23 protein-coding genes are annotated in these 23794 nt (G+C 68.5%); 6 read left to right on the forward strand and 17 right to left on the reverse strand.

Going from position 1 to position 23794, the window contains the following annotated elements:
• Positions 1-4: 4 nt before the first annotated feature.
• From ACAG25_RS03105 to clpS, 9 genes are read right to left on the reverse strand one after another with little or no spacing between them, the layout of a single operon-like run.
• A complete protein-coding gene (locus tag ACAG25_RS03105) occupies positions 5-799 on the reverse strand; it encodes a cyclic nucleotide-degrading phosphodiesterase (protein WP_370486790.1) in 795 nt (264 codons plus the stop codon).
• Between the two features lie 58 nt (positions 800-857).
• Positions 858-1688, reverse strand: coding sequence for a glutamate racemase (gene murI, locus ACAG25_RS03110; protein ID WP_370486791.1), 831 nt, complete (start codon positions 1686-1688; stop codon positions 858-860).
• A 7-nt stretch (positions 1689-1695) separates the two neighbouring features.
• Positions 1696-2361 carry a rhomboid family intramembrane serine protease gene (locus tag ACAG25_RS03115; RefSeq protein ID WP_370486792.1) on the reverse strand — a complete coding sequence of 222 codons (666 nt, stop codon included), beginning with the start codon at positions 2359-2361 and terminating at the stop codon, positions 1696-1698.
• A complete protein-coding gene (locus ACAG25_RS03120; RefSeq protein WP_370486793.1) occupies positions 2358-3329 on the reverse strand; it encodes a cysteine synthase in 972 nt (323 codons plus the stop codon). The genes ACAG25_RS03115 and ACAG25_RS03120 overlap by 4 nt, the downstream gene beginning before the upstream one ends.
• An 11-nt stretch (positions 3330-3340) precedes the next feature.
• The gene (locus tag ACAG25_RS03125) at positions 3341-3613 is read right to left on the reverse strand and encodes a MoaD/ThiS family protein (RefSeq protein WP_370486794.1); all 273 of its coding nucleotides are present in this window, start codon (positions 3611-3613) and stop codon (positions 3341-3343) included.
• A 20-nt stretch (positions 3614-3633) separates the two neighbouring features.
• On the reverse strand, positions 3634-4047 hold the full coding sequence (locus ACAG25_RS03130) for a Mov34/MPN/PAD-1 family protein (RefSeq protein WP_370486795.1): 414 nt from the start codon (positions 4045-4047) through the stop codon (positions 3634-3636).
• A 41-nt stretch (positions 4048-4088) separates the two neighbouring features.
• The gene (locus ACAG25_RS03135) at positions 4089-5111 is read right to left on the reverse strand and encodes a P1 family peptidase (RefSeq protein ID WP_370486796.1); all 1023 of its coding nucleotides are present in this window, start codon (positions 5109-5111) and stop codon (positions 4089-4091) included.
• Entirely contained in the window at positions 5108-5689 is a 582-nt protein-coding gene (locus tag ACAG25_RS03140) for a DUF2017 domain-containing protein (protein WP_370486797.1), read from the reverse strand. The genes ACAG25_RS03135 and ACAG25_RS03140 overlap by 4 nt, the downstream gene beginning before the upstream one ends.
• A 6-nt stretch (positions 5690-5695) precedes the next feature.
• Positions 5696-5998 (reverse strand): ATP-dependent Clp protease adapter ClpS, encoded by a 303-nt coding sequence (gene clpS / locus ACAG25_RS03145; RefSeq protein WP_370486798.1) that lies wholly within the window; start codon positions 5996-5998, stop codon positions 5696-5698.
• Between clpS and ACAG25_RS03150 the strand changes: the two genes are divergently transcribed.
• The 3 genes from ACAG25_RS03150 to ACAG25_RS03160 are packed head-to-tail and all read left to right on the forward strand — an operon-like array spanning position 5997 to position 10812.
• The gene (locus ACAG25_RS03150) at positions 5997-7373 is read left to right on the forward strand and encodes a nicotinate phosphoribosyltransferase (RefSeq protein WP_370486799.1); all 1377 of its coding nucleotides are present in this window, start codon (positions 5997-5999) and stop codon (positions 7371-7373) included. The genes clpS and ACAG25_RS03150 overlap by 2 nt on opposite strands.
• Before the next feature lie 5 nt (positions 7374-7378).
• Positions 7379-9379, forward strand: a complete 2001-nt coding sequence (locus tag ACAG25_RS03155; protein ID WP_370486800.1) for an ATP-dependent DNA helicase — start codon at positions 7379-7381, stop codon at positions 9377-9379.
• Positions 9379-10812, forward strand: coding sequence for a neutral zinc metallopeptidase (locus ACAG25_RS03160; RefSeq protein ID WP_370486869.1), 1434 nt, complete (start codon positions 9379-9381; stop codon positions 10810-10812). The genes ACAG25_RS03155 and ACAG25_RS03160 overlap by 1 nt, the downstream gene beginning before the upstream one ends.
• On the opposite strand, the gene ACAG25_RS03165 is transcribed toward ACAG25_RS03160, so the two are convergent.
• From ACAG25_RS03165 to glgP, 3 genes are all read right to left on the reverse strand, one after another.
• A complete protein-coding gene (locus ACAG25_RS03165) occupies positions 10813-11535 on the reverse strand; it encodes an MspA family porin (protein ID WP_370486870.1) in 723 nt (240 codons plus the stop codon). It lies immediately after the preceding gene.
• Between the two features lie 98 nt (positions 11536-11633).
• Positions 11634-12413: a virginiamycin B lyase gene (locus ACAG25_RS03170; RefSeq protein WP_370486871.1), complete on the reverse strand. Its 780-nt coding sequence runs from the start codon at positions 12411-12413 to the stop codon at positions 11634-11636.
• A 65-nt stretch (positions 12414-12478) separates the two neighbouring features.
• Entirely contained in the window at positions 12479-15103 is a 2625-nt protein-coding gene (gene glgP / locus ACAG25_RS03175; protein WP_370486801.1) for an alpha-glucan family phosphorylase, read from the reverse strand.
• 219 nt (positions 15104-15322) lie between these two features.
• Between glgP and ACAG25_RS03180 the strand changes: the two genes are divergently transcribed.
• Positions 15323-17413, forward strand: a complete 2091-nt coding sequence (locus tag ACAG25_RS03180; RefSeq protein ID WP_370486802.1) for an alpha-1,4-glucan--maltose-1-phosphate maltosyltransferase — start codon at positions 15323-15325, stop codon at positions 17411-17413.
• Between the two features lie 3 nt (positions 17414-17416).
• The gene (gene glgB, locus ACAG25_RS03185) at positions 17417-19654 is read left to right on the forward strand and encodes a 1,4-alpha-glucan branching protein GlgB (protein ID WP_370486803.1); all 2238 of its coding nucleotides are present in this window, start codon (positions 17417-17419) and stop codon (positions 19652-19654) included.
• 25 nt (positions 19655-19679) lie between these two features.
• Here the strand turns inward: glgB and ACAG25_RS03190 are convergent, their stop codons facing one another.
• From ACAG25_RS03190 to ACAG25_RS03200, 3 genes are read right to left on the reverse strand one after another with little or no spacing between them, the layout of a single operon-like run.
• Positions 19680-20570: a tetratricopeptide repeat protein gene (locus ACAG25_RS03190; protein WP_370486804.1), complete on the reverse strand. Its 891-nt coding sequence runs from the start codon at positions 20568-20570 to the stop codon at positions 19680-19682.
• 13 nt (positions 20571-20583) lie between these two features.
• Complete coding sequence (locus ACAG25_RS03195) at positions 20584-20979, reverse strand: DUF3817 domain-containing protein (protein WP_370486805.1); 396 nt, start codon at positions 20977-20979, stop codon at positions 20584-20586.
• Positions 20980-21024: 45 nt separating this feature from the next.
• A complete protein-coding gene (locus tag ACAG25_RS03200) occupies positions 21025-22206 on the reverse strand; it encodes an acetyl-CoA C-acetyltransferase (protein WP_370486806.1) in 1182 nt (393 codons plus the stop codon).
• 92 nt (positions 22207-22298) lie between these two features.
• Here ACAG25_RS03200 and mce point away from each other — a divergent pair, with 92 nt between their 5' ends.
• A complete protein-coding gene (gene mce / locus ACAG25_RS03205; protein ID WP_370486807.1) occupies positions 22299-22775 on the forward strand; it encodes a methylmalonyl-CoA epimerase in 477 nt (158 codons plus the stop codon).
• 1 nt (position 22776) lies between these two features.
• On the opposite strand, the gene ACAG25_RS03210 is transcribed toward mce, so the two are convergent.
• Both ACAG25_RS03210 and nucS read right to left on the reverse strand, forming a co-directional pair.
• Positions 22777-23082, reverse strand: coding sequence for a hypothetical protein (locus tag ACAG25_RS03210; protein ID WP_370486808.1), 306 nt, complete (start codon positions 23080-23082; stop codon positions 22777-22779).
• The gene (gene nucS / locus ACAG25_RS03215) at positions 23082-23753 is read right to left on the reverse strand and encodes an endonuclease NucS (protein WP_370486809.1); all 672 of its coding nucleotides are present in this window, start codon (positions 23751-23753) and stop codon (positions 23082-23084) included. Before nucS ends, ACAG25_RS03210 begins: the two co-directional genes overlap by 1 nt.
• Positions 23754-23794 lie beyond the last annotated feature (41 nt).

A 23794-nucleotide genomic window follows, 5' to 3' on the forward strand; every position in this document is an offset into this window, starting at 1 on the left:
AACCCTAGCGGGTCTGTTCCGCACGCTCCGTCCGTGCGACCTCGAAGGTCTCGTTGCAGACCACCGCGTGCACCGGCCCGTCGAATTCGGCCTTCGCCTCACTGATGACGTCCTCGCGGGAGGTCCACGGCGGGATATGGGTGAGCAGCAACTCCGAGACCCCGGCCTGCGCGGCCGCCCGGCCGGCTTCGGTGCCCGACAGGTGCAGCCGAGGCGGCCGGTCCGGCGAGTGAGTCCACGAGGCCTCGCACAGGAAGACATCGGCATCGCGGGCCAGGTCGATCAGCGCATCGCAGTAACCGGTGTCGCCGCTGTAGACCAGCGTGGCGCCGGACGGGTCGGTGATGCGCATGCCGTAGGACTCGGTCGGGTGGCACACCTGCCGCGGCACGACGGTGAGCGCGCCGATCTGGACCGGCTCGTTGTCGATCCAGTGCCGGATCTCGAAGATGTCGGTGAAATCGTCGACTTCGCCGCCTTCCGGCGAACTCGCCACCCCCAACCGGGTCCAGGTGTTCGCGGGGCCGTAGATGACGCCCCGCTCGGTCGCGGGCGTCGGATGGTAGCGGCGCCACACGAAAAGGCCGGGCAGATCCAAACAGTGGTCGGCGTGCAGGTGCGACAGGAGCACGTGGACGTCGTTCGGATCGGCGTGGCGCTGCAGCGCGCCGAGAACCCCACCGCCGAAGTCGAGAACCAGGGGGGGAGTGTCCGGCGCGGTCACCAGATACCCGGAGGCGGGCGAATCAGGACCGACAACACTGCCGGAGCAACCGAGTACGGTGATTCGCACGCCCACTAGCTTGCCATGCCCGTCACCACTCTGACGAAAACATCGACGGTTTCACTGACACAGATCACCCGGGGCTGTGAACGTGACGGTGCACGGGCCGAACCCGGTCCAGTGTCGGACCGAGAAATCGGGCCGCCAGAGTGGTGAAGGCCTCCGGGTCGCCGGTCGCCTCGAACACCCGATGCGGGGCGGTGCCGTCTTCGGGATGCGGACGCAGCAGGTCCCGCTCGGTGAGCACCCGCAGGAGGTCCTTCGCCGTCTCCTCGGCGCTGGAGACCAGCGTCACCCCGTCCCCCATCGCGAGTTGGATCAGTCCCGACAGCATCGGATAGTGCGTGCAGCCCAGCACCAAGGTGTCCACGCCGGCGCGCTGCAAGGGTTCGAGATATCCCTCGGCGAGCCCCAGCACCTGCCGGCCGCTGGTCACCCCGCGTTCGACGAAGTCGACGAAGCGCGGGCAGGCGGTGGCGAAGACCTCCACATCGCGGGCCGCGGTGAAGGCGTCCTGGTAGGCCCCCGACGCGATGGTCGCGGCGGTGCCGATGACGCCGATGCGTCCGCTGCGCGTCGTGGCGACGGCGCGGCGCACCGCCGGCAGGATCACCTCCACCACCGGTATGGGCGCATACCGTTCGCGGGCATCCCGCAGGCACGCCGACGACGCGCTGTTGCAGGCGATGACCAAGGCCTTGACCCCGCGGCCGGCCAGATCATCGCCGATCGCCAGAGCGTGCGCCCGGATCTCCGGGATGGCCAGCGGACCGTACGGTCCGTTACCGGTGTCTCCGACGTAGACGATGCCTTCGTCGGGCAGCTGGTCGATGATCGCGCGGGCGACGGTCAGGCCGCCGACACCCGAGTCGAAGATCCCGATGGGTGCCTGTGGGTCGGTCACCGGCGCCTCATATCCGGGTCTGCGGCGCCGGACGGTGGCGTCGGGATTCCCGGGCCTTGCGCTCGGGGCCCGAGAGGACGTAGGCGGCGACCAGACCGGCGACCGCGCCGGCGAGGTGGCCCTGCCAGGACACCCCGGGGGTCCCCGGCAGCACGCCGAGCAGGACGCCGCCGTACACCAAGGCCACGATGACCCCGACGACGATCTCCCACACCGTGCGGGTGAAGAACCCGAACACGATGAGGAACGTCAACCATCCGAAGATCAGCCCGGACGCCCCGATATGGGTGGTGGTGCACTGCACCCCCACGTAGGGACAGTGCACCCCGATGTTGCCGATCAGCCACGTACCGAAGCCACCGAGCACCCAGATGATGGCGGTGGCGGCGATGAAGCGTCCCATTCCGGCCAGCGTCATCAGGAAGCCGAGCACCAACGCCGGCACGGTGTTGGCGATCAGGTGTGGCCACCCGCCGTGCAGCAGCGGCGCCCAGAGGATGCCCCACAGACCGTCGGTCTGCAACGGGCGGATGCCGTCCTGATCCAAGCGGTTCCCCAGCACCGTGTCGATGATCTCCACGACGTAGAGCAGCGCCACGAAGCTGACGATCGTGAGGCCGCCGACCACCCAGGTGGGCCGGTTCTTACCGTGTTGGGTGTCCTGGAGATTCATGCCCACAGCTGTCCCTCCAACGCATCCTCGGCGTCGTCCAGGCTACCGCTGTAGGCACCGGTGGACAGATACTTCCAACCGGCGTCGCAGACGGTGAACGCGATGTCCGCGCGTTCGCCCGCCTTGATTGCCTTGGCCGCCATGCCCAGCGCGGCGTGCAGGATCGCGCCCGTGGAGATCCCCGCGAAGATGCCCTCCATCTGCACGAGTTCGCGGGTGCGGCGCACCGCGTCGTAGGAGCCCACGGCGAACCGGGTGGTGAGCACGTCAGGATCGTAGAGCTCCGGAATGAAGCCCTCGTCGATGTTGCGTAGCGCGTAAACGCCCTCGCCGTAACGCGGTTCGGCCGCCACGATCTGTACACCCGGTACCCGCTCGCGCAGGAATCGTCCGGTGCCCATCAATGTCCCCGTGGTGCCCAGCCCGCCGACGAAGTGGGTGATCTCCGGCAGATCGGCCAGCAACTCCGGGCCGGTGCCGTCGTAGTGCGCAGCAGCGTTGGACGGGTTCCCGTACTGGTACAGCATCACCCACGAAGGATTCTGCGCCGCAAGCTCTTTCGCGTGTGCCACCGCGGTATTCGAGCCACCTTCGGCGGGCGAGTCGATGATGCGCGCGCCGTAGAGTTCGAGCAGCTGTCGACGCTCGATCGACGTGTTCTCCGGCATCACGCAGATCATCTGGTAGCCCTTGAGCAGAGCGGCCATCGCCATCGAGATCCCGGTGTTGCCGCTCGTCGGCTCGAGGATGGTGGCGCCGGGTCGCAGCACCCCGTCCCGCTCGGCGTCCTCGATCATGCGCAGCGCCGGCCGGTCCTTGATGGAACCGGTCGGGTTGCGGTCCTCGAGTTTGGCCCACAGCCGCACGTGCGGCGCGCCGTCCTCGGACGTCCACCGCGGCGACAGCCGCGGCAACCCGACCAATGGGGTGTTGCCCAGGGTGTCGAGCAGCGAGTCGTAGCGGGTCATCGGGGGCGTGCTCAGCCGCCGGCGACGGCGGGCAGGATCGTCACCGTGTCGCCGTCGGCCACCTCGGTGTCGAGGCCACCGGAGAAGCGGACATCTTCGTCGTTGACATAGATGTTGACGAAGCGATGCAACTTCCCGTCATCGATGAGGCGCTCAGAAATGCCCGAGTAGTTCGACTCCAGATCGGCGATGACCGCCTGCAGGGTGGCTCCCGAGGCCGAGACGCGCTTCTCGCCGCCGGTGTGGGTGCGCAGGATCGTGGGGATGGACACAGAAACAGCCATGCAAGGTCTCCTTTGAGTTCTCAGTACTGCTCGACGATGGTGACGGGCTCTTCGGTGACGACGCCGTCCACGATGCGATAGCTGCGCAGTTCGTGGGCGTCGGGGTCGCGCGTGGAGATGAGCACGTAGTGGGCGTCGGGTTCGGACGCGAGATTGATGTCGGTACGGCTCGGGTACGCCTCGGTGCCGGTGTGGGAGTGGTAGATGACGATGGGCGCCTCGTCGTTGTTCTCCATCTCCCGCCACACCTTCAGTTGCTCGCCGGAGTCGAACCGGTAGAACGTGGGCGACCGTTCGGCGTTGATCATCGCGACGAACCGTTCGGGCCGGTCGGAGCCCTCAGGTCCGGCGAGGATCCCGCACGCCTCGTCCGGATGGTCGGCGCGCGCATGAGCGACCATCGCGTCGACCAGATCGGCACGAATCACCAACACTGCACAGTTCCTTTCTCAGCGCCTGACGCGTCGGGAGCGTCTCACCCGAATGCTCCGGGCAACATGCCACGGTAGGTGGGTATTCCTGCCACCGACTCGGCGGCCAGGACTCCGACCAGCACCGCGCGGGCCAGACAGTCCGCCGCCGCGGCGCTGACCGCGGCGGCCAGCGACAGTTCGGGCGTCATCGAGGCAGGCGTGGTCGGGTCCGGCACGACCTCGACGGCACCGGTGGACAGCGCGAAGACGGTGTCGCCGTCGAGCGGGGTGTGGCACGGCCGGATGGTGCGGGCCAGGCCGTCGTGGGCCGCCACCGCCACCCGGCGACAGGCGGCCTTGCTGAGAGCGGCGTCGGTGGCGACGACCGCGATGGTGGTGTTCAGCGGGCTGAGCTCGGCGTGCCGGTCGGCGTAGGCGGCCAGCTGCTCGACCGGCGGCGGTTTCAGCGCGAACTCCTCGATCTGGGCAGCGGTCCACGGCAGCCCGGTTGCCGGGTCGACGACGTCGCCGGCCGAGTTGACGACCACCAGCGCCCCGACGGTGACCCCGGACTCCAGCGTCATCGACGCGGTCCCGACGCCGCCCTTGAGCACGCCGGCACGCGCACCCACCCCCGCTCCGACCGTGCCGATTGCGACGTCGCGGCCGGCGTCCTGGGCGGCCCGATAGCCGAATGCGGCGTCGGGTCGGCACTGCCACCCTCCGACCGGAAGGTCGAAGATCACCGCCGCGGGCACGATCGGCACCACGCCGCCGTCCATCGCCACGCCGCGCTGCTGCTCTTCGAGCCAGTTCATCACGCCGTCGGCGGAGGCGAGCCCGTACGCGCTGCCGCCGGTGAGCACGACGGCGTCGACGTGGCGCACCGAGTTGCTGGGTTCGAGCAGATCGGTCTCCCGGGTGCCGGGGGCGCCCCCGCGGCCGTCGACGGCGCCGACCGTGCCGGGCGGGGTCAGCACGACGGTGGTGCCGGTGGCCCATCCGGAACCCAGTTGAGCATCGTCGTCGAGTCGGTGGTGGTGGCCGACGGTGATACCGCCGACATCGGTGATGGCGCCGCTCACCGGTCCGCCATCAGCGCGAGCACCAGGTACTCCTGCAGGACGGTCAGCCACTGGTACACGTCGAGGTGTGCCGCCATCGGATGCTCGGACGGCAACCGGTCGGGGCCATCCGGGCCGATCTCGAGCATGGTGCCCAGCGCCAGTCGGACGTCGTTGACCGCCGCGGCCCAGGCGTGTGCGTCGTCCTCGGACAATTCGATCTTGCCCCCGCCGGCCGGGACGGTGTCCAGCAACCGTTGCGCCGCTTGCAGTTTCGCGTCGATGATCTCAGGCTCGTGCAGACTGCGCAGCGCCCCGTTGAGGCTTTCGGCAGGTCCCGATCCGGCCGGGTGCTCCGTGGCCGGACGGTAGAAGTCCGGCAGGATCCGCTTCATCGTGTCGTCTTGCGGCGGCTCCGAATTACCGATGCGCATCCCGGTGATCTGGGACAGTTCGTCCACCGGAGCAGACCCGGCGCGTTCGTCGAGCATGCCGGTCATCGACATCACCAGGCTGCGCAGCAACTCGGCCTCGTGGGCAGCCAGCGTGGACCGGAACCTCACACCTCGGGCGCCGTCGATCCGCTTCCACTTGCGCACAGCGGGTCAGCGATCCTGTTGCAGCGTCGCCCACAACCCCGCGGCGTGCAGCTTCGACACGTCGACCTCCATCGATTCCCGACTGCCCGCCGACACCACCGCCTTGCCTTCGTTGTGGACCTGCAGCATCAGCTTGGTCGCGTGCTGCTCGCTGTAGCCGAAGAGCTTCTGCAGGACGTAGGTCACGTAGGTCATCAGGTTGACCGGATCGTCCCACACGATGGTCACCCAGGGGGCGTCGGTGGCGACCTCTTCCTCGACTCCGGTGTCCTCCCGGGTTCCCGGTCGGGCCTGCGCCGGTGTGACCATGCGGCCAGAATACCGGGGGCACAGTCACGCTCCGAACCGATACGGTTGGCCTGTGACTTCGTCGTCTTCGGCGCTGCTGACCGACAAATACGAGCTGACGATGCTGTCCGCAGCTCTGCACGGCGGTACGGCCCACCGGCGCACCACGTTCGAGGTCTTCGCCCGGCGCCTGCCCGACGGGCGGCGCTACGGAGTCACCGCCGGGACCGCCCGCTTCGTGGATGCTTTGGCGCAGTTCCGATTCGACGCCGAACTCCTCGACGATCTGGCCGCTTTCTGCGACCGGGACACTCTCGACTACCTCCGGTCCTACCGCTTCACCGGGGACATCGACGGTTACCCCGAAGGCGAGTTGTACTTCCCCGGTTCTCCCGTGCTGGCGGTGCACGGCACCTTCGCCGAATGCGTGGTCCTCGAGACCCTTGCGCTGTCGATCCTCAACCACGACAGCGCCGTAGCCTCGGCAGCTGCCCGGATGGTCAGCGCCGCCGACGGCCGGCCGCTGATCGAGATGGGTTCCCGACGCACACACGAGCAGGCGGCGGTGGCCGCCGCCCGTGCGGCCTACCTGGCCGGTTTCGCCGGATCGTCGAACCTGCAGGCCCAGCGCAGCCACGGGGTGCCCGCGCTGGGCACCAGCGCCCACGCGTTCACGCTGTTGCACACGACCCCCGGGCAGTCGCGCGCCGAGTGGGAGAAGGCCGCATTTCGAGCACAGGTCGCCGCGCTGGGGGTCGACACCACGTTGCTGGTGGACACCTATGACATCACCGCCGGTGTGGAGCATGCGATCGAGGTGGCCGGTCCACGCCTGGGTGCGGTGCGCATCGACTCGGGCGACCTGGGGGTGCTGGCACGCCAGGTCCGTCGGCAACTCGACGCGTTGGGGGCAGCCGAGACCCGCATCGTGGTCTCCGGTGACCTCGACGAATTCGGGATCGCGGCGTTGCGCGCCGAGCCCGTCGACAGCTACGGCGTCGGCACGTCGGTGGTCACCGGGTCCGGTGCGCCGACCGCGGGCATGGTCTACAAGCTGGTCGAGGTCGACGGCGTCCCAGTGGAGAAACGCAGTGCGCACAAACAGTCCCACGGTGGACGCAAGGAAGCGCTGCGGCTGGCACGAGACACCGGCACCGTTGTCGAAGAGGTCGTCCACCCCGCCGGAGTGCCGCCCGACCCCCCCGACGGTCTGAAGGCCCACCCGCTGACCACGCCGTTGGTGCGTGGCGGCGAACCGGTGGCCGACCTGACGTTGCGCAGCGCACGCGAGCGGGTGGCCGACGGCCTGACCCGGCTGCCGTGGGACGGGCTGAGCCTGTCCAAGGGCGAGCCCGCGATCCCGACCCGGTTGATCGCTCCGGCGCCCCCACGGTGAGCGCCGTGAGTACCGAAACCACCCGGCTGCTCGCCTCCGCCGTCGCGGCGCTCGGCGGCTCCGAACGCACGGGGCAGATCGCCATGGCCGAGGCTGTCGCGCGCGCGTTCGACACCGGTGAGCACCTCGCCGTGCAGGCCGGGACCGGAACCGGGAAGTCGTTGGCCTACCTGGTGCCCGCGATCGCCCACGCACTGACCGCCGAACAACCGGTCGTGGTGTCGACCGCGACGATCGCGCTGCAACGTCAACTCGTCGACCGCGACCTTCCGCGGCTGGCCGAGGCCCTGACTCCCGCGCTGCCCCGCCGGCCGGAGTTCGCGCTGCTGAAGGGTCGTGGAAATTACCTGTGCCTGAACAAGATCCACAATGGTGCGGCCGCCCTGACCGAACCCGACGACCGACCGCAAGAGGAGTTGTTCTCGCCGGTGGCCGCGAGCGCGCTGGGGCGCGATGTGGCCCGGCTGACCGAATGGTCCTCGGACACCGACACCGGTGACCGCGACGATCTGGTCCCCGGTGTGCCCGACCGGTCCTGGAGCCAGGTCAGCGTGTCGGCCCGGGAGTGCATCGGAGTGTCGCGATGCCCGTTCGGCACCGACTGCTTCGCCGAACGCGCCCGCGACCGTGCCGCGCGGGCCGACGTCGTGGTGACCAACCATGCGCTGCTCGCCATCGACGCCATCGGCGGCGCCAATGTCCTGCCCGAACACGACCTGCTCGTCGTCGACGAGGCACACGATCTCGTCGACAGGGTGACGTCCGCTGCGACGGCCGAACTGACCGCGACAGCACTCGGAGTGGCCCAGCGCCGCGCGTCACGTCTGATCGGTCCCGAACTGGCCGACCGGCTCGACGCAGCGGCCGCCACCTTCACGTCGGCCCTGTTCGACGCGCGGCCCGGCCGCATCGACACCCTCGACGAGGAGATGTCCTCTTACCTGACCCTGCTGCGCGACGCCGCCCAGGCCGCCCGCACCGCGGTCGACACCTCGCCGAACGATCCGAAGACCGCCGCAGCTCGCTCCGAGGCTTCGACGGCGCTCTCCGACATCGCCGACACCGCCGCCCGCATCCTGGACTCGTTCTCCCCCGCCATCCCCGAGCGCACCGATGTGGTGTGGGTGGAGCACAGCGAAGACGCCAGGTCGGGGGTCCGTGCCGTGATGCGGGTGGCGCCACTGTCGGTGGCGGGGCTGTTGCGCAGCAGGTTGTTCGGCCGGGCCACCGCGGTCCTGACGTCGGCCACCCTGACCATCGGCGGCAACTTCGATGCGATGGCCGCCGGTTGGGGCCTGGCGGGCGGCGAGCCGGCGGTGCGTTGGCGAGGGCTGGACGTCGGCTCGCCGTTCGACCACCCGCGGGCCGGAATCCTCTATGTCGCTGCGCATTTGCCTCCGCCGGGCCGCGACGGCACCGGGTCGGCCGAGCAACTCGACGAGATCGCCACGCTGATCGCTGCGGCCGATGGCCGGACGTTGGGATTGTTCTCCTCGATGCGGGCCGCGCGGGCGACCGCCGAGGTGATGCGCGAACGCCTCGACCTTCCGGTGCTGTGCCAGGGCGAGGACACCACTGCCGCGCTGGTGGCCCGCTTCGCCGGCGACGAGCAGACCTCACTGTTCGGCACGTTGTCGCTGTGGCAGGGCGTCGACGTACCGGGACCGTCGCTGTCGCTCGTCCTGATCGATCGGATCCCGTTCCCGCGTCCCGACGATCCGCTGCTGACCGCCCGCCAGCGCGCCATCGCCGCCCGCGGCGGCAACGGGTTCATGGCGGTCGCGGCCGGCCACGCCGCGCTGCTGCTGGCCCAGGGTGCGGGCCGACTGCTGCGCCGCGTCGACGACCGTGGCGTGGTCGCCGTTCTGGACTCGCGGATGGCCACCGCCCGCTACGGAGGTTTCTTGCGCGCGTCGCTGCCGCCGTTCTGGACCACGACCGACGGCGCCGCGGTGCGCGCCGCGCTGCAGCGGCTACGCTCCCGCCCCGAGGCGGTCCGCGGGTGATGTCCCGTCGGGTGCTCGCGGTGGCAACGGCGGTGGTGGCCGCAGCCGCGGGGTGCACCACCGCATTGACGGGGCAGCCGGTGTCGGTGTTCGCCGACCCGTTCTCGGTCGCCGGGATGCCGGCGACCGACGGTCCCAGCGGGTTACGGGCGGATGCGCCACCCCCCACGCGTCTCGTTGTCGGCTCCGACGGCAGCGAGATCGACACGCTGGCCGGCCACGCGGTCGCCGACGTCGAACAGTTCTGGCAGACGCGCTACTCCGACGCGTTCGGAGGTCCGTTCGATCCCGTCACCGAGGTGGTGTCGTGGGATGCCGCCGGGTTCGACGGTCAGTTCTGCGGTGAGATCACCTTCGCCTTGGTCAACGCCGCGTACTGCTATCCCGACCGCACGATCGGATGGGACCGGGGTTCGATGATGCCGGCGCTGCAGGCCACCTTCGGCGACATGGGCGTGGCCATGGTGCTCGCCCACGAGTACGGCCACGCCGTGTCGCGGCAGGCAGGACTGACCACCGAGGACAGCGAGACACTGGTCGCCGAACAGCAAGCCGATTGCTTCTCGGGCGCCTACCTGCGATGGGTCGCCGAGGGCAACTCACCGCGCTTCACCCTCGACACCGGTGACGGGTTGAACACCGTACTCGCCGGAGTCGTCGCCTTCCGGGACCCGGTCCTGCACGAAGACGACTTCGACGTCGGCGTGAACGAACACGGCTCGGCCTTCGAGCGGGTGTCGGCCTTCCAGTTCGGCTTCACCGACGGTCCAGCGGTGTGCGCGTCGATCGATCCCGGTGAAATCGCCCAGCGCCGAGGCGATCTGCCGGTGCTGCTCACCGACAGTCAGACCGGTGAACTCCCGGTGACCCGGCAATCCGTGCACGCCGTCGCCGAGGCGATGACGGTGCTGTTCAATCCGCGCACCCCGCCGGCCTTGCGCTTCACCCCCGAGCACGGCGGCTGCGCGGACGCCCGGCTCAGCCCGCCGGTGTCGTTCTGTCCGGCCACCAACAGCGTGGTGGTGGACCTCGACGGTCTGGGTGAACTCGGCGGGCAGGCGCACCTGCCCGAGACGGGCGCACTGCCCAGCGGGGACAACGCGGCCTATTCGGTTCTGGTGTCCCGGTTCATGCTCGCGCTCCAGCACGAACGCGGCGGCGTCGCACTCGACACCGCCGCGGCGGCGCTGCGCACCGCGTGTCTGACCGGGGTCGCGACGGCGAAGATGACCGCCGAACTCCACACCCCTGGCCAGGACGCCGTCATCCTCACGGCCGGCGACGTCGACGAGGCGGTGTCCGGCCTGCTGACCAATGGTCTGGCTGCCAGCGACGTCAACGGGGATTCCGTGCCGTCGGGTTTCTCCAGAATCGACGCGTTCCGCGTCGGCGTGCTCGGTGACACCGACCGCTGCTTTGCGCGGTTCACCTGATCAGATCCGTTTGGTGACCCCGTACCACGCCAGGATCGCCTCCGACTGCGCGGTGGCCCGGGTCAGGAACGCATACGACCGGATGAACGACTCCCCGACACAACCGTCGATCTTCACCCGGAAGTTGCTCACCATCACCCACGGGTCCGCACCGGTGAACTCCTTGCTGGTCACCTTGATCACGTTGACGAAACCGGGCTTGAGACCGACCGTGACACCACCTCCGAGCGTGCCGCCCAGTCCCGGGACGACCCCGTCCGGGAACGGCGACAGGAAGTCGGTGCCGATCAACCCGATCGACGGATTGATCGCGGCGGTCCCGGTGATCGCCACACCGTTGGACGTGCTCATGTCGATGCCGCAGCCGATCTCGTAGCCGACTTCGAGCCGGCCTTCCGGCGAGGCCTGGTCGCCGGGACCGCTCAACGACCCGGTGTAGGTGCCGCCGACCACATACTCCCGGGATGACAGGGCGGTGGTCAGAGGGGCGATCGGCGCCTGGGTCTCGTCCTTGGCGCCGAGTTCGAGGCGCCATCCGTCCGGGGTCTCGGTGACCGCCGGCGGCGTGGACTCGATCACTCCGTCCGGGGGCGGCGGCACCCCTGCGTCGGCGGCGACGAGCGGGTCTCCGGGTGCCGGCGCAGGTTGGGCACCGGCGGGCGCACCCAGCCAACTGCCGATCAGAGCACAGACCACACCAGCTGTGACACCACGTCGCAGCACGACCCACCCAGCCACCGCGCACCCTCTCCGGTTATGAGCAACGCTAAGCAACTTAGCGCGACGGCTGACGCGCGAGTCGGGGAGTCGTCATCTCGGGCTCAGCCGGGCAGGCGGATCACGTAGCCGGCTTCCAGAGCCACCCACACGGCGCCGTCGGCATCGACGGCCAGACCGTGTGGCTCGCAGTCCGGCGGCAGGTCGAGCACGACGATCTCCCCCTCACCGCTCACCCGGGCGAGCTGACTCGAACCCCACAACGTGACCCACACCCCGTCGTCGGGATCAGCAACCACCGCGTGCGGCTTACCGGGCAGCTCGATCTCCTGGATCGCGTCGTGCATCGGGATGCGGCCCAGGCGCTCGGCTTGGATCTCGGTGAACCAGACCGTGTCGTCGTGGGTCGTTGTGATTCCTACGGGACCCGAAGCACGCGTGGGCGTTTCGCGGACAGTCACCTCGCCCGTCACGGTCACCCGGCCGATCGCGCCGGTCTGGTTGAGGGTGCACCACAACGCGTGATCGGGTCCGGTGACGATCATCGACGGAGCGCCACCGATCCGGTACTCGGCGGTGAGTTCCCCGTCGACCGACATCCGTCCGACCGTCCCGGAGCCCATCGAGGTGAACCACAGCGCGCCGTCGGGACCGACGGTGATGCCGTAGGGGTGACTCCCCGGCGACAGCGCGAAGCTGTCCAGCTCGCCGTCGGTGGTGATCCGCCCGATCCGGTCGGCACCGGTGCAGGCGAACCACAGCGCACCGTCGGGTCCAGCGGTGATGACCGCCGGCCGACTGTCCGGACTGACCGGGAACACCGTCACCTCCGCCGCTGAGGTGACACGTGCGACGGCACCCGTGTGCGCCAAGGTCACCCACATCGCACCGTCGGGACCCGCGGTCAATTGGTACGGACCGCCGTCGACGGCGACCTGCAGCGCTGAGGTCACGCGAAGCTGACGAGCCCGAGTTCGTTGTCGTCGGCGAGCAACCGGTGGTGGGGCAGCACCCGCACCGTGTAGCCGACCGAACCCGTCACCGGTAACGGTTGGGTCGACGCGAAGATCTCCGCCCCGTCATCGGCGGTCCCCGCGTAGGTCATGCGCAGCGTGACCGGATCGACCAGCGTGTCACTCGGGTCGACGCGACCGACCAGGGCCTGCACCGAGACCTCGTCGGGCCGCAGTCCGTTGAGGTGGACCAGGGCGGTCAGCGTCATCTCCGAACCGAGCAGCGGTGTGTCCGGCAGACCGGAACTGTCCACCTCGGCGACTCGCACGCCGGGCCAGGCCTGCGCGGCACGGCGCCGGTAATCGGCGAGTTCACGCGCCGCGCCGAAGGGCGCGTCGTATGCCGCAGTCCGGCCCGACTCGACGGCGAGGCGGAGTGCACGAGCCGCGGGTAGGTAGTACTTCTCGGCGTAGTCACGCACCATGCGCGACGCGAGCACCTTGGGACCGAGCACCTCGAGCGTGTGGCGGACCATCTCGACCCACCGCACCGGGATGCCGTGCTCGTCGCGGTCGTAGAACCGCGGCACCACCGCCCGTTCGAGGATGTCGTAGAGCGCGGCGGCTTCCAGATCGTCGCGCCGGTTCTCGTCGGTCAGTCCGTCGGCGGTCGGGATCTCCCAGCCGTTGTTGCCGTCGAACCACTCGTCCCACCAGCCGTCGCGGATCGACAGATTGAGCCCACCGTTGAGCGCGCTCTTCATCCCCGACGTACCGCAGGCCTCCAGCGGACGCAGCGGATTGTTCAGCCACACATCGCAACCGTGGTAGAGCTTGCGCGCCATCGACATGTCGTAGTCGGGCAGAAACGCGATGCGGTGCCGCAGATCCTCACGGTCGGCGAAGCGCACGATCTGCTGGATCAGGGCCTTGCCACCCTCATCGGCGGGGTGCGACTTGCCCGCGACGATGAGCTGAATGGGCCGATCGGGGTTGAGCAGCAGGGCCGCGAGCCGCTCCGGGTCGCGCAGCATCAGCGTCAGGCGCTTGTAGGTCGGCACCCTCCGCGCGAACCCGATGGTCAACGCAGACGGGTCGAATGCGCTTGCCGTCCAGCCCAATTCAGCGGGAGGCGCACCCCGTTCCAACCACGACCGTCGCAGCCGGGCACGGACGTCGTCGATCAGTTCGGCCCGCAACTCCGACCGGATCTGCCACAACGTCCCGGGTTCGACACGGTTGAGCCCGCTCCAGGTCTCCGGTTCGCGCAACGACGTCAGGTCTTCGCTGCCCAGCAGTTGGCGGCCCAGTTCCATCCACTGCGGCGCCGCCCAGGTCGGCGCGTGCACCCCGTTGGTGATCGACCCGATCGGCACGTCCGCGGCGTCGAAGCCGGGCCACAGGTCGCGGAACATCTCGCGGCTGACCCGGCCGTGCAGCAACGAGACGCCGTTGGCGCGTTGCGCCAGCCGCAGACCCATATGCGCCATGTTGAACTTCGACGGATCGTCCTCGGCGCCGAAGGACAGGATGCGCTCCAGCGGCACACCGGGCAGCAGGCGCGAACCCGCGTCGTCCTCGGCGCCGAAGTAACGCTCGACCAGATCCAGCGGGAAGCGGTCGATGCCCGCGGGCACCGGGGTGTGGGTGGTGAACACCGTCGAGGACCGCACGACGGTCAGCGCGGTGTCGAAGTCGAGACCGGCCTCGATGAACTCGCGGATGCGTTCGGCCCCGAGGAACCCGGCGTGCCCTTCGTTCATGTGGAAGACCTCCGGGGCGGGTAACCCCTCGATCGCGGTGAACGCCCGGATGGCCCGGACGCCGCCGATCCCGGCGAGGATCTCCTGACGCATCCGGTGTTCCTGATCACCGCCGTAGAGCCGGTCGGTCACCCCGCGCAGGTCGTGGTCGTTGTCCGGGATGTCGGAGTCGAGCAGCAGCAGCGGGATGCGTCCGACCTGGGCGATCCAGATCCGTGCGCACAACGTCACCCCGCCGGGCAGCGCGAGGTCGATCAACACGGCCTTGCCGTCGGCACCGGTGAGCAACCGCAGCGGTAGTCCCTGGGGGTCCAGCAGCGGATAGTTCTCGTGCTGCCACCCGTCGGCGGTCAGCGACTGACGGAAGTAGCCGGAGCGGTAGTACAGACCGACCGCGATCAGTGGCAGCCCCAGATCCGACGCCGACTTCAGGTGGTCACCGGCGAGGATGCCCAGACCACCGGAGTAGTTCGGCAGCACCTCGGCCACACCGAACTCCATCGAGAAGTAGGCGATCCCGTTGGGCAGGGTGACCTCGCCGTCTCCGTCGGTGCGGTCGGCCAGCTGCTGATACCAGAGCGGGCGCGTCAGATAGTCGTCGAGATCGGCGGCCAGACCGTCGAGCCGGGCCACGAAGGGCTCGTCGTCGGCGAGTTCCTGCAGTCGCGCCGGACTCACCTGCCCCAGGAGGCCGACGGGATCCGCGCCGACCTCCGCCCACAGATTCGGGTCGATGGATTCGAACAAGTCCTGGGTCGGTTTGTCCCACGACCACCGCAGATTGACAGACAGCTTTTCGAGCGCGGTCAGGCGGGCGGGGAGGTGTGCACGGACGGTGAACCTGCGAAGAGCTTTCACGCACGTTCACCTTACTGACATCGCGACCGACTGGGGCGGTGAGCGGTCATCCGGAACTCGCAAGCGCTCCCCGTGGTTGAGCGCGACACTACGGTGGGTATAGGCCGCATCACGAGGTTGCGCGGGGTTCAGCGCCGAACGCCGGCTGTGAGCGACACCAGCAGCGACATACCGCGGCACGGATCGCGGACACGGACGAGTGGTAGGGAGTGGTGGCCAGTGACCGCCGGTCGTATCGAGATCGACGACGTAGCGCCTGTGGTGTCCAACGGACGATTCCCGGCGAAGGCCGTCGTCGGCGAGGTGGTACCGGTGACCGCCACCGTGTGGCGCGAGGGTCATGACGCCGTGGCTGCCACCTTGGTGGTGCGCCATCACGGAGCGACGTACCCGGCGTTGGCCGACGAGCCTCCGGGCCGGACGCGGTCGCCCGAGGCCGTGCCGATCGACGAGGTGGTCGGCGCGTCCCCGCGGGTGCGCCCCGCCACGTTGCCGATGGCCCCGGGTCGCACCCCCGACGTCTTCCACGGTCACTTCACGCCGGACGCCGTGGGTCTGTGGACGTTCCGGGTGGACGGTTGGGGCGACCCGATCGCGACCTGGCGTAAGAACGTGACCGCCAAGCTCGAGGCCGGACAGAGCGAGGGCGAACTCGACAACGACCTGTTGGTCGGGGCCAAGCTGCTCGAGCGCGCCGCGACCGGGATCCCCCGGCAGGACCGGTACCCGCTGGCCGAAGCGGCCGCGCGCCTGCGCGAACCCGGCGATCCGTTCTATCGAGCCGGCGCAGCGCTGGCTCCCGAGCTGACCGAACTGCTCGATCGGCATCCGCTGCGCGAGCTGGTGACGCGGGGGCAGCAGTACGGGGTCTGGGTGGATCGTCCGCTGGCCCGGTTCAGCTCGTGGTACGAGTTCTTCCCGCGCTCCACCGGCGGATGGGACACCGCGGGCAACCCGGTGCACGGCACCTTCGCCACCGCCACCAAGGCGCTACCCCGCATCGCGCGGATGGGTTTCGACATCGCCTACCTGCCACCGATCCACCCGATCGGCAAGGTGCACCGCAAGGGCCGCAACAACAGCGTCACCGCCGGCCCCCATGACGTCGGCTCCCCCTGGGCCATCGGTAGCGACGAGGGGGGCCACGACGCGGTTCACCCCGATCTCGGCACGATCGAGGACTTCGACGACTTCGTCGCCGCCGCGCGCGACGAGGGTTTGGAAGTCGCCCTCGATCTCGCGTTGCAGTGCGCGCCCGACCACCCGTGGGCCCGTGACCATCCCGAGTGGTTCACGGTGCTGCCCGACGGCACCATCGCCTACGCCGAGAACCCGCCGAAGAAGTACCAGGACATCTACCCGCTCAACTTCGACAACGACCCCGCCGGGTTGTACGAAGAGGTGCTGCGGGTCGTCAAGTACTGGATCTCTCACGGCGTCAAGATCTTTCGGGTCGACAATCCGCACACCAAGCCACCGAACTTCTGGGCCTGGCTGATCGGCGAGGTCAAGAACATCGACCCCGACGTGCTGTTCCTGTCCGAGGCGTTCACCCGCCCGGCCCGCTTGTTCGGTCTGGCCAAACTCGGCTTCACGCAGTCCTATACGTACTTCACCTGGCGCACCGCCAAATGGGAGCTCACCGAGTTCGGTGAGCAGTTGGCCGAGCACGCCGACTATGCGCGGCAGAGCCTGTGGGTCAACACCCCCGACATCCTCCACGAGAGCTTGCAGCACGGCGGGCCCGGCATGTTCGCCATCCGTGCCGTGCTCGCCGCGACGATGAGTCCGACGTGGGGCATGTACTCCGGGTACGAACTGTTCGAACACCGCGCGGTGCGGGAGGGCAGCGAGGAGTACCTGAACTCGGAGAAGTACGAACTGCGACCCCGCGACTTCGAAGCCGCGATGGCCGACGGTGAATCCCTGGAACCGTTCATCACCCGGCTCAACGAGATCAGGCGCGTCCATCCGGCACTGCAACAGCTGCGAGGGATCACGTTCCACCACGTCGACAACGACGCGCTGCTGGCTTACAGCAAGTTCGACCCGGTGTCCGGCGACCAGGTGCTGGTGGTGGTGACGCTCAACCCGTTCGGCCCCGAGGAGGGCACCCTGTGGCTGGACATGGGTGCGCTGGGGATGGAGCAGCCGGAACGGTTCTGGGTGCGTGACGAGATCACCGGTGAGGAATACCAGTGGGGCCAGGCCAACTACGTGCGGTTGGAGCCGGCCCGAGCGGTGGCCCACGTGCTGAACATGCCGCAGATCCCCGCTGACCAACGACTGAACCTGCTGCGTAGGGAGTGACCAATGACCAACGCGTCCGGCGTGACCAACACCGTCGACAGCCCGCATCTGCGGCCCCACACCGCTGACCTCAACCGGCTGCTCGCCGGCGAGCACCACGACCCGCACTCGGTCCTCGGTGCCCACGAATACGACGACCACACCGTCATCCGCGTCTACCGGCCGCACGCGGCCAAGGTCAACGCACTCATCGGCGGCACGCGGTATCCGCTGACCCACGTCGAAGCCGGGTTGTTCGCGGTCGCGGTGCCGTTCACCGACCTGCTCGACTACCGCCTCGAGATCAGTTACTCCGAGGACGACTCGGCCTTCGTGCACACCGTCGCCGACGCGTACCGATTCCTGCCGACCCTCGGCGAGATGGATCTGCACCTGTTCTCCGAGGGGCGCCACGAGCGGCTCTGGGAGGTGCTCGGGGCCCATCCCCGGAGCTTCACCACCGCCGACGGTGTTGTCGACGGCGTGTCGTTCGCTGTCTGGGCGCCGAATGCCAAGGGCGTCAGCGTGATCGGTGACTTCAACCACTGGGGCGACGAAGCGCAGATGCGGGTGCTGGGCTCGACCGGCGTGTGGGAGTTGTTCTGGCCGGGCTTCCCCGACGGCGGTCTCTACAAGTTCCGGGTGCACGGCGCCGACGGCGCGGTCACCGACCGGGCCGACCCCATGGCGTTCGCCACCGAGGTGCCGCCGCAGACGGCGTCACGGGTGTTCGCCGCCGACTACACCTGGAACGACGACGAGTGGATGTCGGCGCGCGCCCTGCGCAACCCGGTCTTCGAACCGATGAGCACCTACGAGGTCCACCTAGGCTCCTGGCGGCCCGGGCTGAGCTACGTCGAACTCGCCGAGCAGCTCACGGAATACCTTGTGGAACACGGCTTCACGCACGTCGAGATGCTGCCTGTCGCCGAGCATCCGTTCGGTGGATCCTGGGGTTACCAGGTGACGTCGTACTACGCGCCGTCCTCGCGCTTCGGCACTCCCGACGAGTTCCGGTATCTCGTCGACAAGCTGCACCAGGCGGGCATCGGCGTCCTCGTCGACTGGGTGCCCGCCCACTTCCCCAAGGACGCGTGGGCACTGGGCCGGTTCGACGGCACCGCCCTCTACGAACACGGCGACCCCCGCCGCGGCGAACAATTGGACTGGGGCACCTACGTTTTCGACTTCGGACGGGCGGAGGTCCGCAACTTCCTGGTGGCCAACGCGCTGTACTGGCTGCAGGAGTTCCATGTCGACGGGCTGCGCGTGGACGCCGTCGCCTCGATGCTCTATCTGGACTACTCGCGCCCCGACGGCGGCTGGACGCCCAACATCTACGGCGGCCGGGAGAACCTGGAGGCGGTCCAGTTCCTTCAGGAGATGAACGCGACAGTGCACAAGATCAACCCGGGCATCGTCACGATCGCCGAAGAATCCACGTCGTGGCCCGGGGTCACGCGGCCGACCAATCTCGGCGGTCTCGGCTTCTCGATGAAGTGGAACATGGGCTGGATGAACGACACGCTGGAGTTCATCAAGCGCGACCCCATCCACCGCAGTTATCACCATCACGAGATCACGTTCTCGATGTTGTACGCGTTCAGTGAGAACTACGTGCTGCCGATCAGCCACGACGAGGTCGTCCACGGCAAGGGCACCCTGTGGGGGCGGATGCCCGGCGACGACCATACGAAGGCCGCCGGGATCAGGAGCCTGTTGGCCTATCAGTGGGCGCATCCCGGTAAGCAGTTGCTGTTCATGGGCCAGGAGTTCGGTCAGCGTGCCGAGTGGTCCGAGGAACGGGGCGTGGACTGGTTCCAGCTCGACGAGCAGGGCTTCTCCGACGGCATCCTGCGGATGCTGAGTGACGCAAACGCGATCTACCGCGAGCGGCGGGCGCTGTGGTCGCGCGACACCAAGCCCGAGGGCTACTCGTGGATCGACGCCAACGACTCGGCCAACAACGTGTTGAGCTTCCTGCGCTTCGGCGATGACGGATCGATGATGGCGTGCGTGTTCAACTTCTCGGGCTCCGAGCACTCCCGCTACCGGCTGGGCCTCCCCCACGCCGGGGTGTGGCGCGAGGTGCTCAACACCGACTCCGACGTCTACCACGGCTCGGGCATCGGCAACATGGGCGCGGTCGAGGCCACCGACGAGCCCTGGCACGGCCGTCCCGCCTCGGCGGTGATGGTGCTGCCGCCGCTGTCAGCGTTGTGGTTCGAACCCGAAACCCCGTCCGCACCGCAGCAGTCCTAGGGCCTTCGGCGGGGACAGCAGGGTGCTAGTAGAGCGCGTTGGCGAGGTTGCGCCGACCCGCGACCACCTCGGGATCGGCAGGGTCGAACAGATCGAACAGCTCGACCAGTCGCGCCCGGACGTTGGCGCGGTCGTCACCGGCGGTGCTCTTGACCAGCGCCGTCAGCCGCGCGAACGCCGCTGCGACGTCCTGATTCAATACCTCCACATCGGCTGCGGCGAAGGCCGCGTCGATGTCCTGAGGTGATGCGTCGGCCAGAGCGACAGCGTTCTGCGGATGCGCGGTGGCGCGCTGCAGGAAGCTGATCTGACGCACCGCACCCTTGGCCTCCGCGTGGGCAGGGTTGGCATCGAGGATCGCCTGATACGCGGTCCGCGCGGATTCGAAATCACCCTGATCCAGGTAGGCGCGCGCCTGCGCAACCTGCGGATCGACCTGTTCGGCTTCGGCTTCGGGCGAGCCGGCCAACTTGCCGGCAGTGGCGTTGAGCAGAGAATCGACCCAGCGCCGCAGTTGTTCCGGCGGCTGCATGCCCTGAAAGCTGGACAGCGGCTGCCCTGCCGCGACCGCGATGACCGTGGGCACGGCCTGCGCGCCGAACATCTGGGCCACCCGGGGGGTGGTGTCGACGTTGACCGTCGCCAGCGACCACTTCCCCGCGTCCGCGGCGGCCAGGCCCGACAACACCTCTCCGAGTTGCACGCTCGCGTCGCTGCGCGGCGACCACAGCAGCACCACGATCGGGATGTCGTTGGAGCGGGCGAGCACCTCGGCCTCGAGGTTCACCTCGGTGATCTCGACGCCGCCCGGTGCGCTCGCCGTTCCTGCATCGCCGGTGGTCGGACGTTGCTTGAGTGCCGACAGGTCTACAGCGCCGGCCAAGGCGGGGCCGATCTGGGGTCCAGGACGAGTCACGACTCCAAGTTTGTCACGTCGTTTCCGGCACCGTTCGCCGCGTCTCGCCGACGCCGCGCGAGGTGCCGATCTGGGCCGTCGGTGCCGTCATCCGACCGGTCCGATCGGCCCACATGAGGAAAATCACACTACCCAGCGGCACGATGCTGCCCAGCAAAGCCAGCAGCCAAGTACCGGGCCGCCATTGCAGCGCGACTCCGGCGAAGAACGCCGCGACGAGGAAGGCCACGAAGATGCCGCCGTGGACGGGACCGAAGATCTTCACCCCGATCTCTGTGCGCGGCGAGCCCAGGTACTTGAAGTACATGCCCGCCAGCAGCCCGACCCAGCTGAGCGCTTCGGCGAAAGCCACCAAACGGAACCATGACGCCGAACTACGGACATCGAAACTGCGAGCCATGGCCGCCATTGTGCCCGAGTCCGACACGAACTACTACAAAGTGTCGTTGATCTCTCAGCGCCGGCGCAGGACCAGCGCATCGCCCTGTCCGCCGGCACCGCACAGCGCGGCGACGGCGTAACCCGAACCCTTGCGTGCCAGTTCGAGCGCCGCGTGCAGCGTGATCCGCGCCCCCGACATCCCGATGGGATGACCGATCGCGATCGCACCGCCGTTGGTGTTCACCTTCTCCGGATCCACCCCGAGCTCGTTGGTGGACGCGAGCGCAACCGCCGCGAAAGCCTCGTTGATCTCGATCACGTCGAGGTCGTCGACCCCGATCCCTTCCTTGGCGACAGCCTTCTTGATCGCGTTGGCCGGCTGACTCTGCAGCGTGGAGTCCGGACCGGCGACCACGCCATGCGCGCCGATCTCGCACAGCCACGTCAGGCCCAGCTCCTCCGCCTTCGCCTTGCTCATCACCACGACCGCGCAGGCGCCGTCGGAGATCTGCGACGCCGAACCCGCCGTGATGGTGCCGTCCTTGCGGAATGCCGGACGCAGCCCGGCCAGCGACTCTGCAGAGGTGTCGGCGCGGATGCCCTCGTCCTCGGTGAACTCGATGGGATCACCCTTGCGCTGCGGAATCTTGACCGGGACGACCTCGTCGGCGTAGACGCCGTCCTTCCAGGCGCGCGCGGCTTTCTGATGCGAACCGGCGGCGTACTGGTCCTGCTGCTCGCGGGTGAACTTGTCGACGTCGTTGCGCTGCTCGGTGAGCGCCCCCATCGGCTGGTCGGTGAAGACGTCGTGCAGGCCGTCATAGGCGAGATGGTCGAGGACGGTGACATCGCCGTACTTGTAGCCCGACCGGCTGTTCATCAACAGATGCGGCGCCTGGGTCATGGACTCCTGCCCGCCGGCGACGACGACCTCGAACTCACCGGCCCGGATCAGCTGGTCGGCCAGCGCGATGGCGTCGATGCCCGACAGGCACATCTTGTTGATCGTCAGTGCCGGAACGTCCCACGGGATGCCGGCGGCGACGGCGGCCTGGCGGGCCGGCATCTGTCCGGCGCCGGCCGAGAGCACCTGCCCCATGATCACGTATTCGACGGCCGAGGGCGCGACGTTCGCCTTCTCCAGCGCTCCCGCGATCGCGACGGCACCCAGGTCGCTGCCCGAGAAATCCTTCAGCGATCCCGACAGCTTTCCGACCGGAGTCCGGGCTCCAGCAACGATCACCGACGTCGTCATCACTACCTCCAAGCGGTTTCAGACACTGAGAAAAAGGCTATACGGGCGTACCGAGGTATTCGAAACTGATCTTGTTAGGTTACCTTTACGATATGACCGCCGAGCAGACTGACGCCCGTCCGGCCCTGGCCACCGCGCTGGTGACCGCAATCGATCATGTCGGTATCGCCGTCCGCGATCTGGACGAGGCGATCAAGTGGTACCACGACCACCTCGGCATGATCGTGCTGCACGAAGAGGTCAACGAAGAGCAGGGTATCCGCGAGGCCATGCTCTCGGTGCGCGGCGCGCCCGTCGGCAGCACCCAGATCCAGCTCATGGCGCCGATCGACGACAGCTCCACCATCGCGAAGTTCCTCGACAAGCGCGGCCCGGGCCTCCAGCAGTTCGCCTACCGCGTCAGCGACATCGACAAGATCAGCGAGCGCCTGCGCGCCGACGGAATCCGGCTGATCTACGACGAGCCCCGTCGCGGCACCGCCAACTCGCGGATCAACTTCGTCCACCCCAAAGACGGTGGCGGCGTGCTGATCGAGCTGGTCGAGCCGGCTGCCGACGCCGCGCACTGATTCAGGACCACCGACGCGTCGGCTGACGCGTGGCGCGGTTCGCCCAGCACGCGGTGTGCCAGTGCCGACGGTCGTCGACGCCGCCTGAGGCGTGGACGCTGCCGGAGGCCGGCCACACCACGACATGCGCAGTCGCCGGACGGATCTCATGATCGCAACCGGGGCACCGGTATGTCTTGATCGCCCGGTCGGACCTGACCGGCCGCACCTCGTAGTCGTAACCGTCCGGCCCGACCTCGATCCGCCGCGGCTCTGGCAGCGGCGCCGCCGCGGCCCGGCGTTTGCGTGGGGCGCGCCGCTTACCCATCAGAACAGGCGGAACTCGTCGTTGTCCATGCCGCGCATTTTGTCGTAATCCAGTATCACGCAACGGATTCCGCGATCAGTGGCCAGTGTGCGCGCTTGCGGTTTGATCTGCTGGGCGGCGAACACCCCGGCGACCGGCGCCAGCAGTGAGTCCCTGTTGAGCAACTCCAGGTAGCGCGTCAGCTGCTCCACGCCGTCGATCTCACCGCGACGCTTGATCTCCACGGCCACTGACCGGCCCTGCTCGTCACGGCACAGCAGATCCACGGGTCCGATCGGGGTCATGTACTCGCGCCGGACCAGCGTGTAGCCCTCGCCGAGCAATTGCACATGCTCGGCCAGCAGCGCCTGCAGGTGCGCCTCGACGCCGTCTTTGACCAGACCGGGGTCCACGCCGAGCTCGTGGGAGGAGTCGTGCTCGATCTCCTCGACCGTGATCCGGAGTTGTTCGCCGGCCTTGTTCTCCACGATCCACAACTGCACGTCGCCGGCAGGTTCCTCGGTCACCCAGCACGGCGGGCTCATCCAGTTCAGCGGCTTGTAGGCGCGGTCGTCAGCATGCACGCTGACCGATCCGTCGGCCTTGAACAACAACAACCGTCGCGCCGACGGCAGGTGCGCGGTGAGTCGGCCGACGTAGTCCACGGTGCACTGGGCAATGACGAGACGCACCGAACCACCATAGATGCCGGACCCGGGATCACTAGGCTGGC

This window comes from Mycobacterium sp. pV006, from assembly GCF_041287115.1.
Lineage (GTDB): Bacteria > Actinomycetota > Actinomycetes > Mycobacteriales > Mycobacteriaceae > Mycobacterium.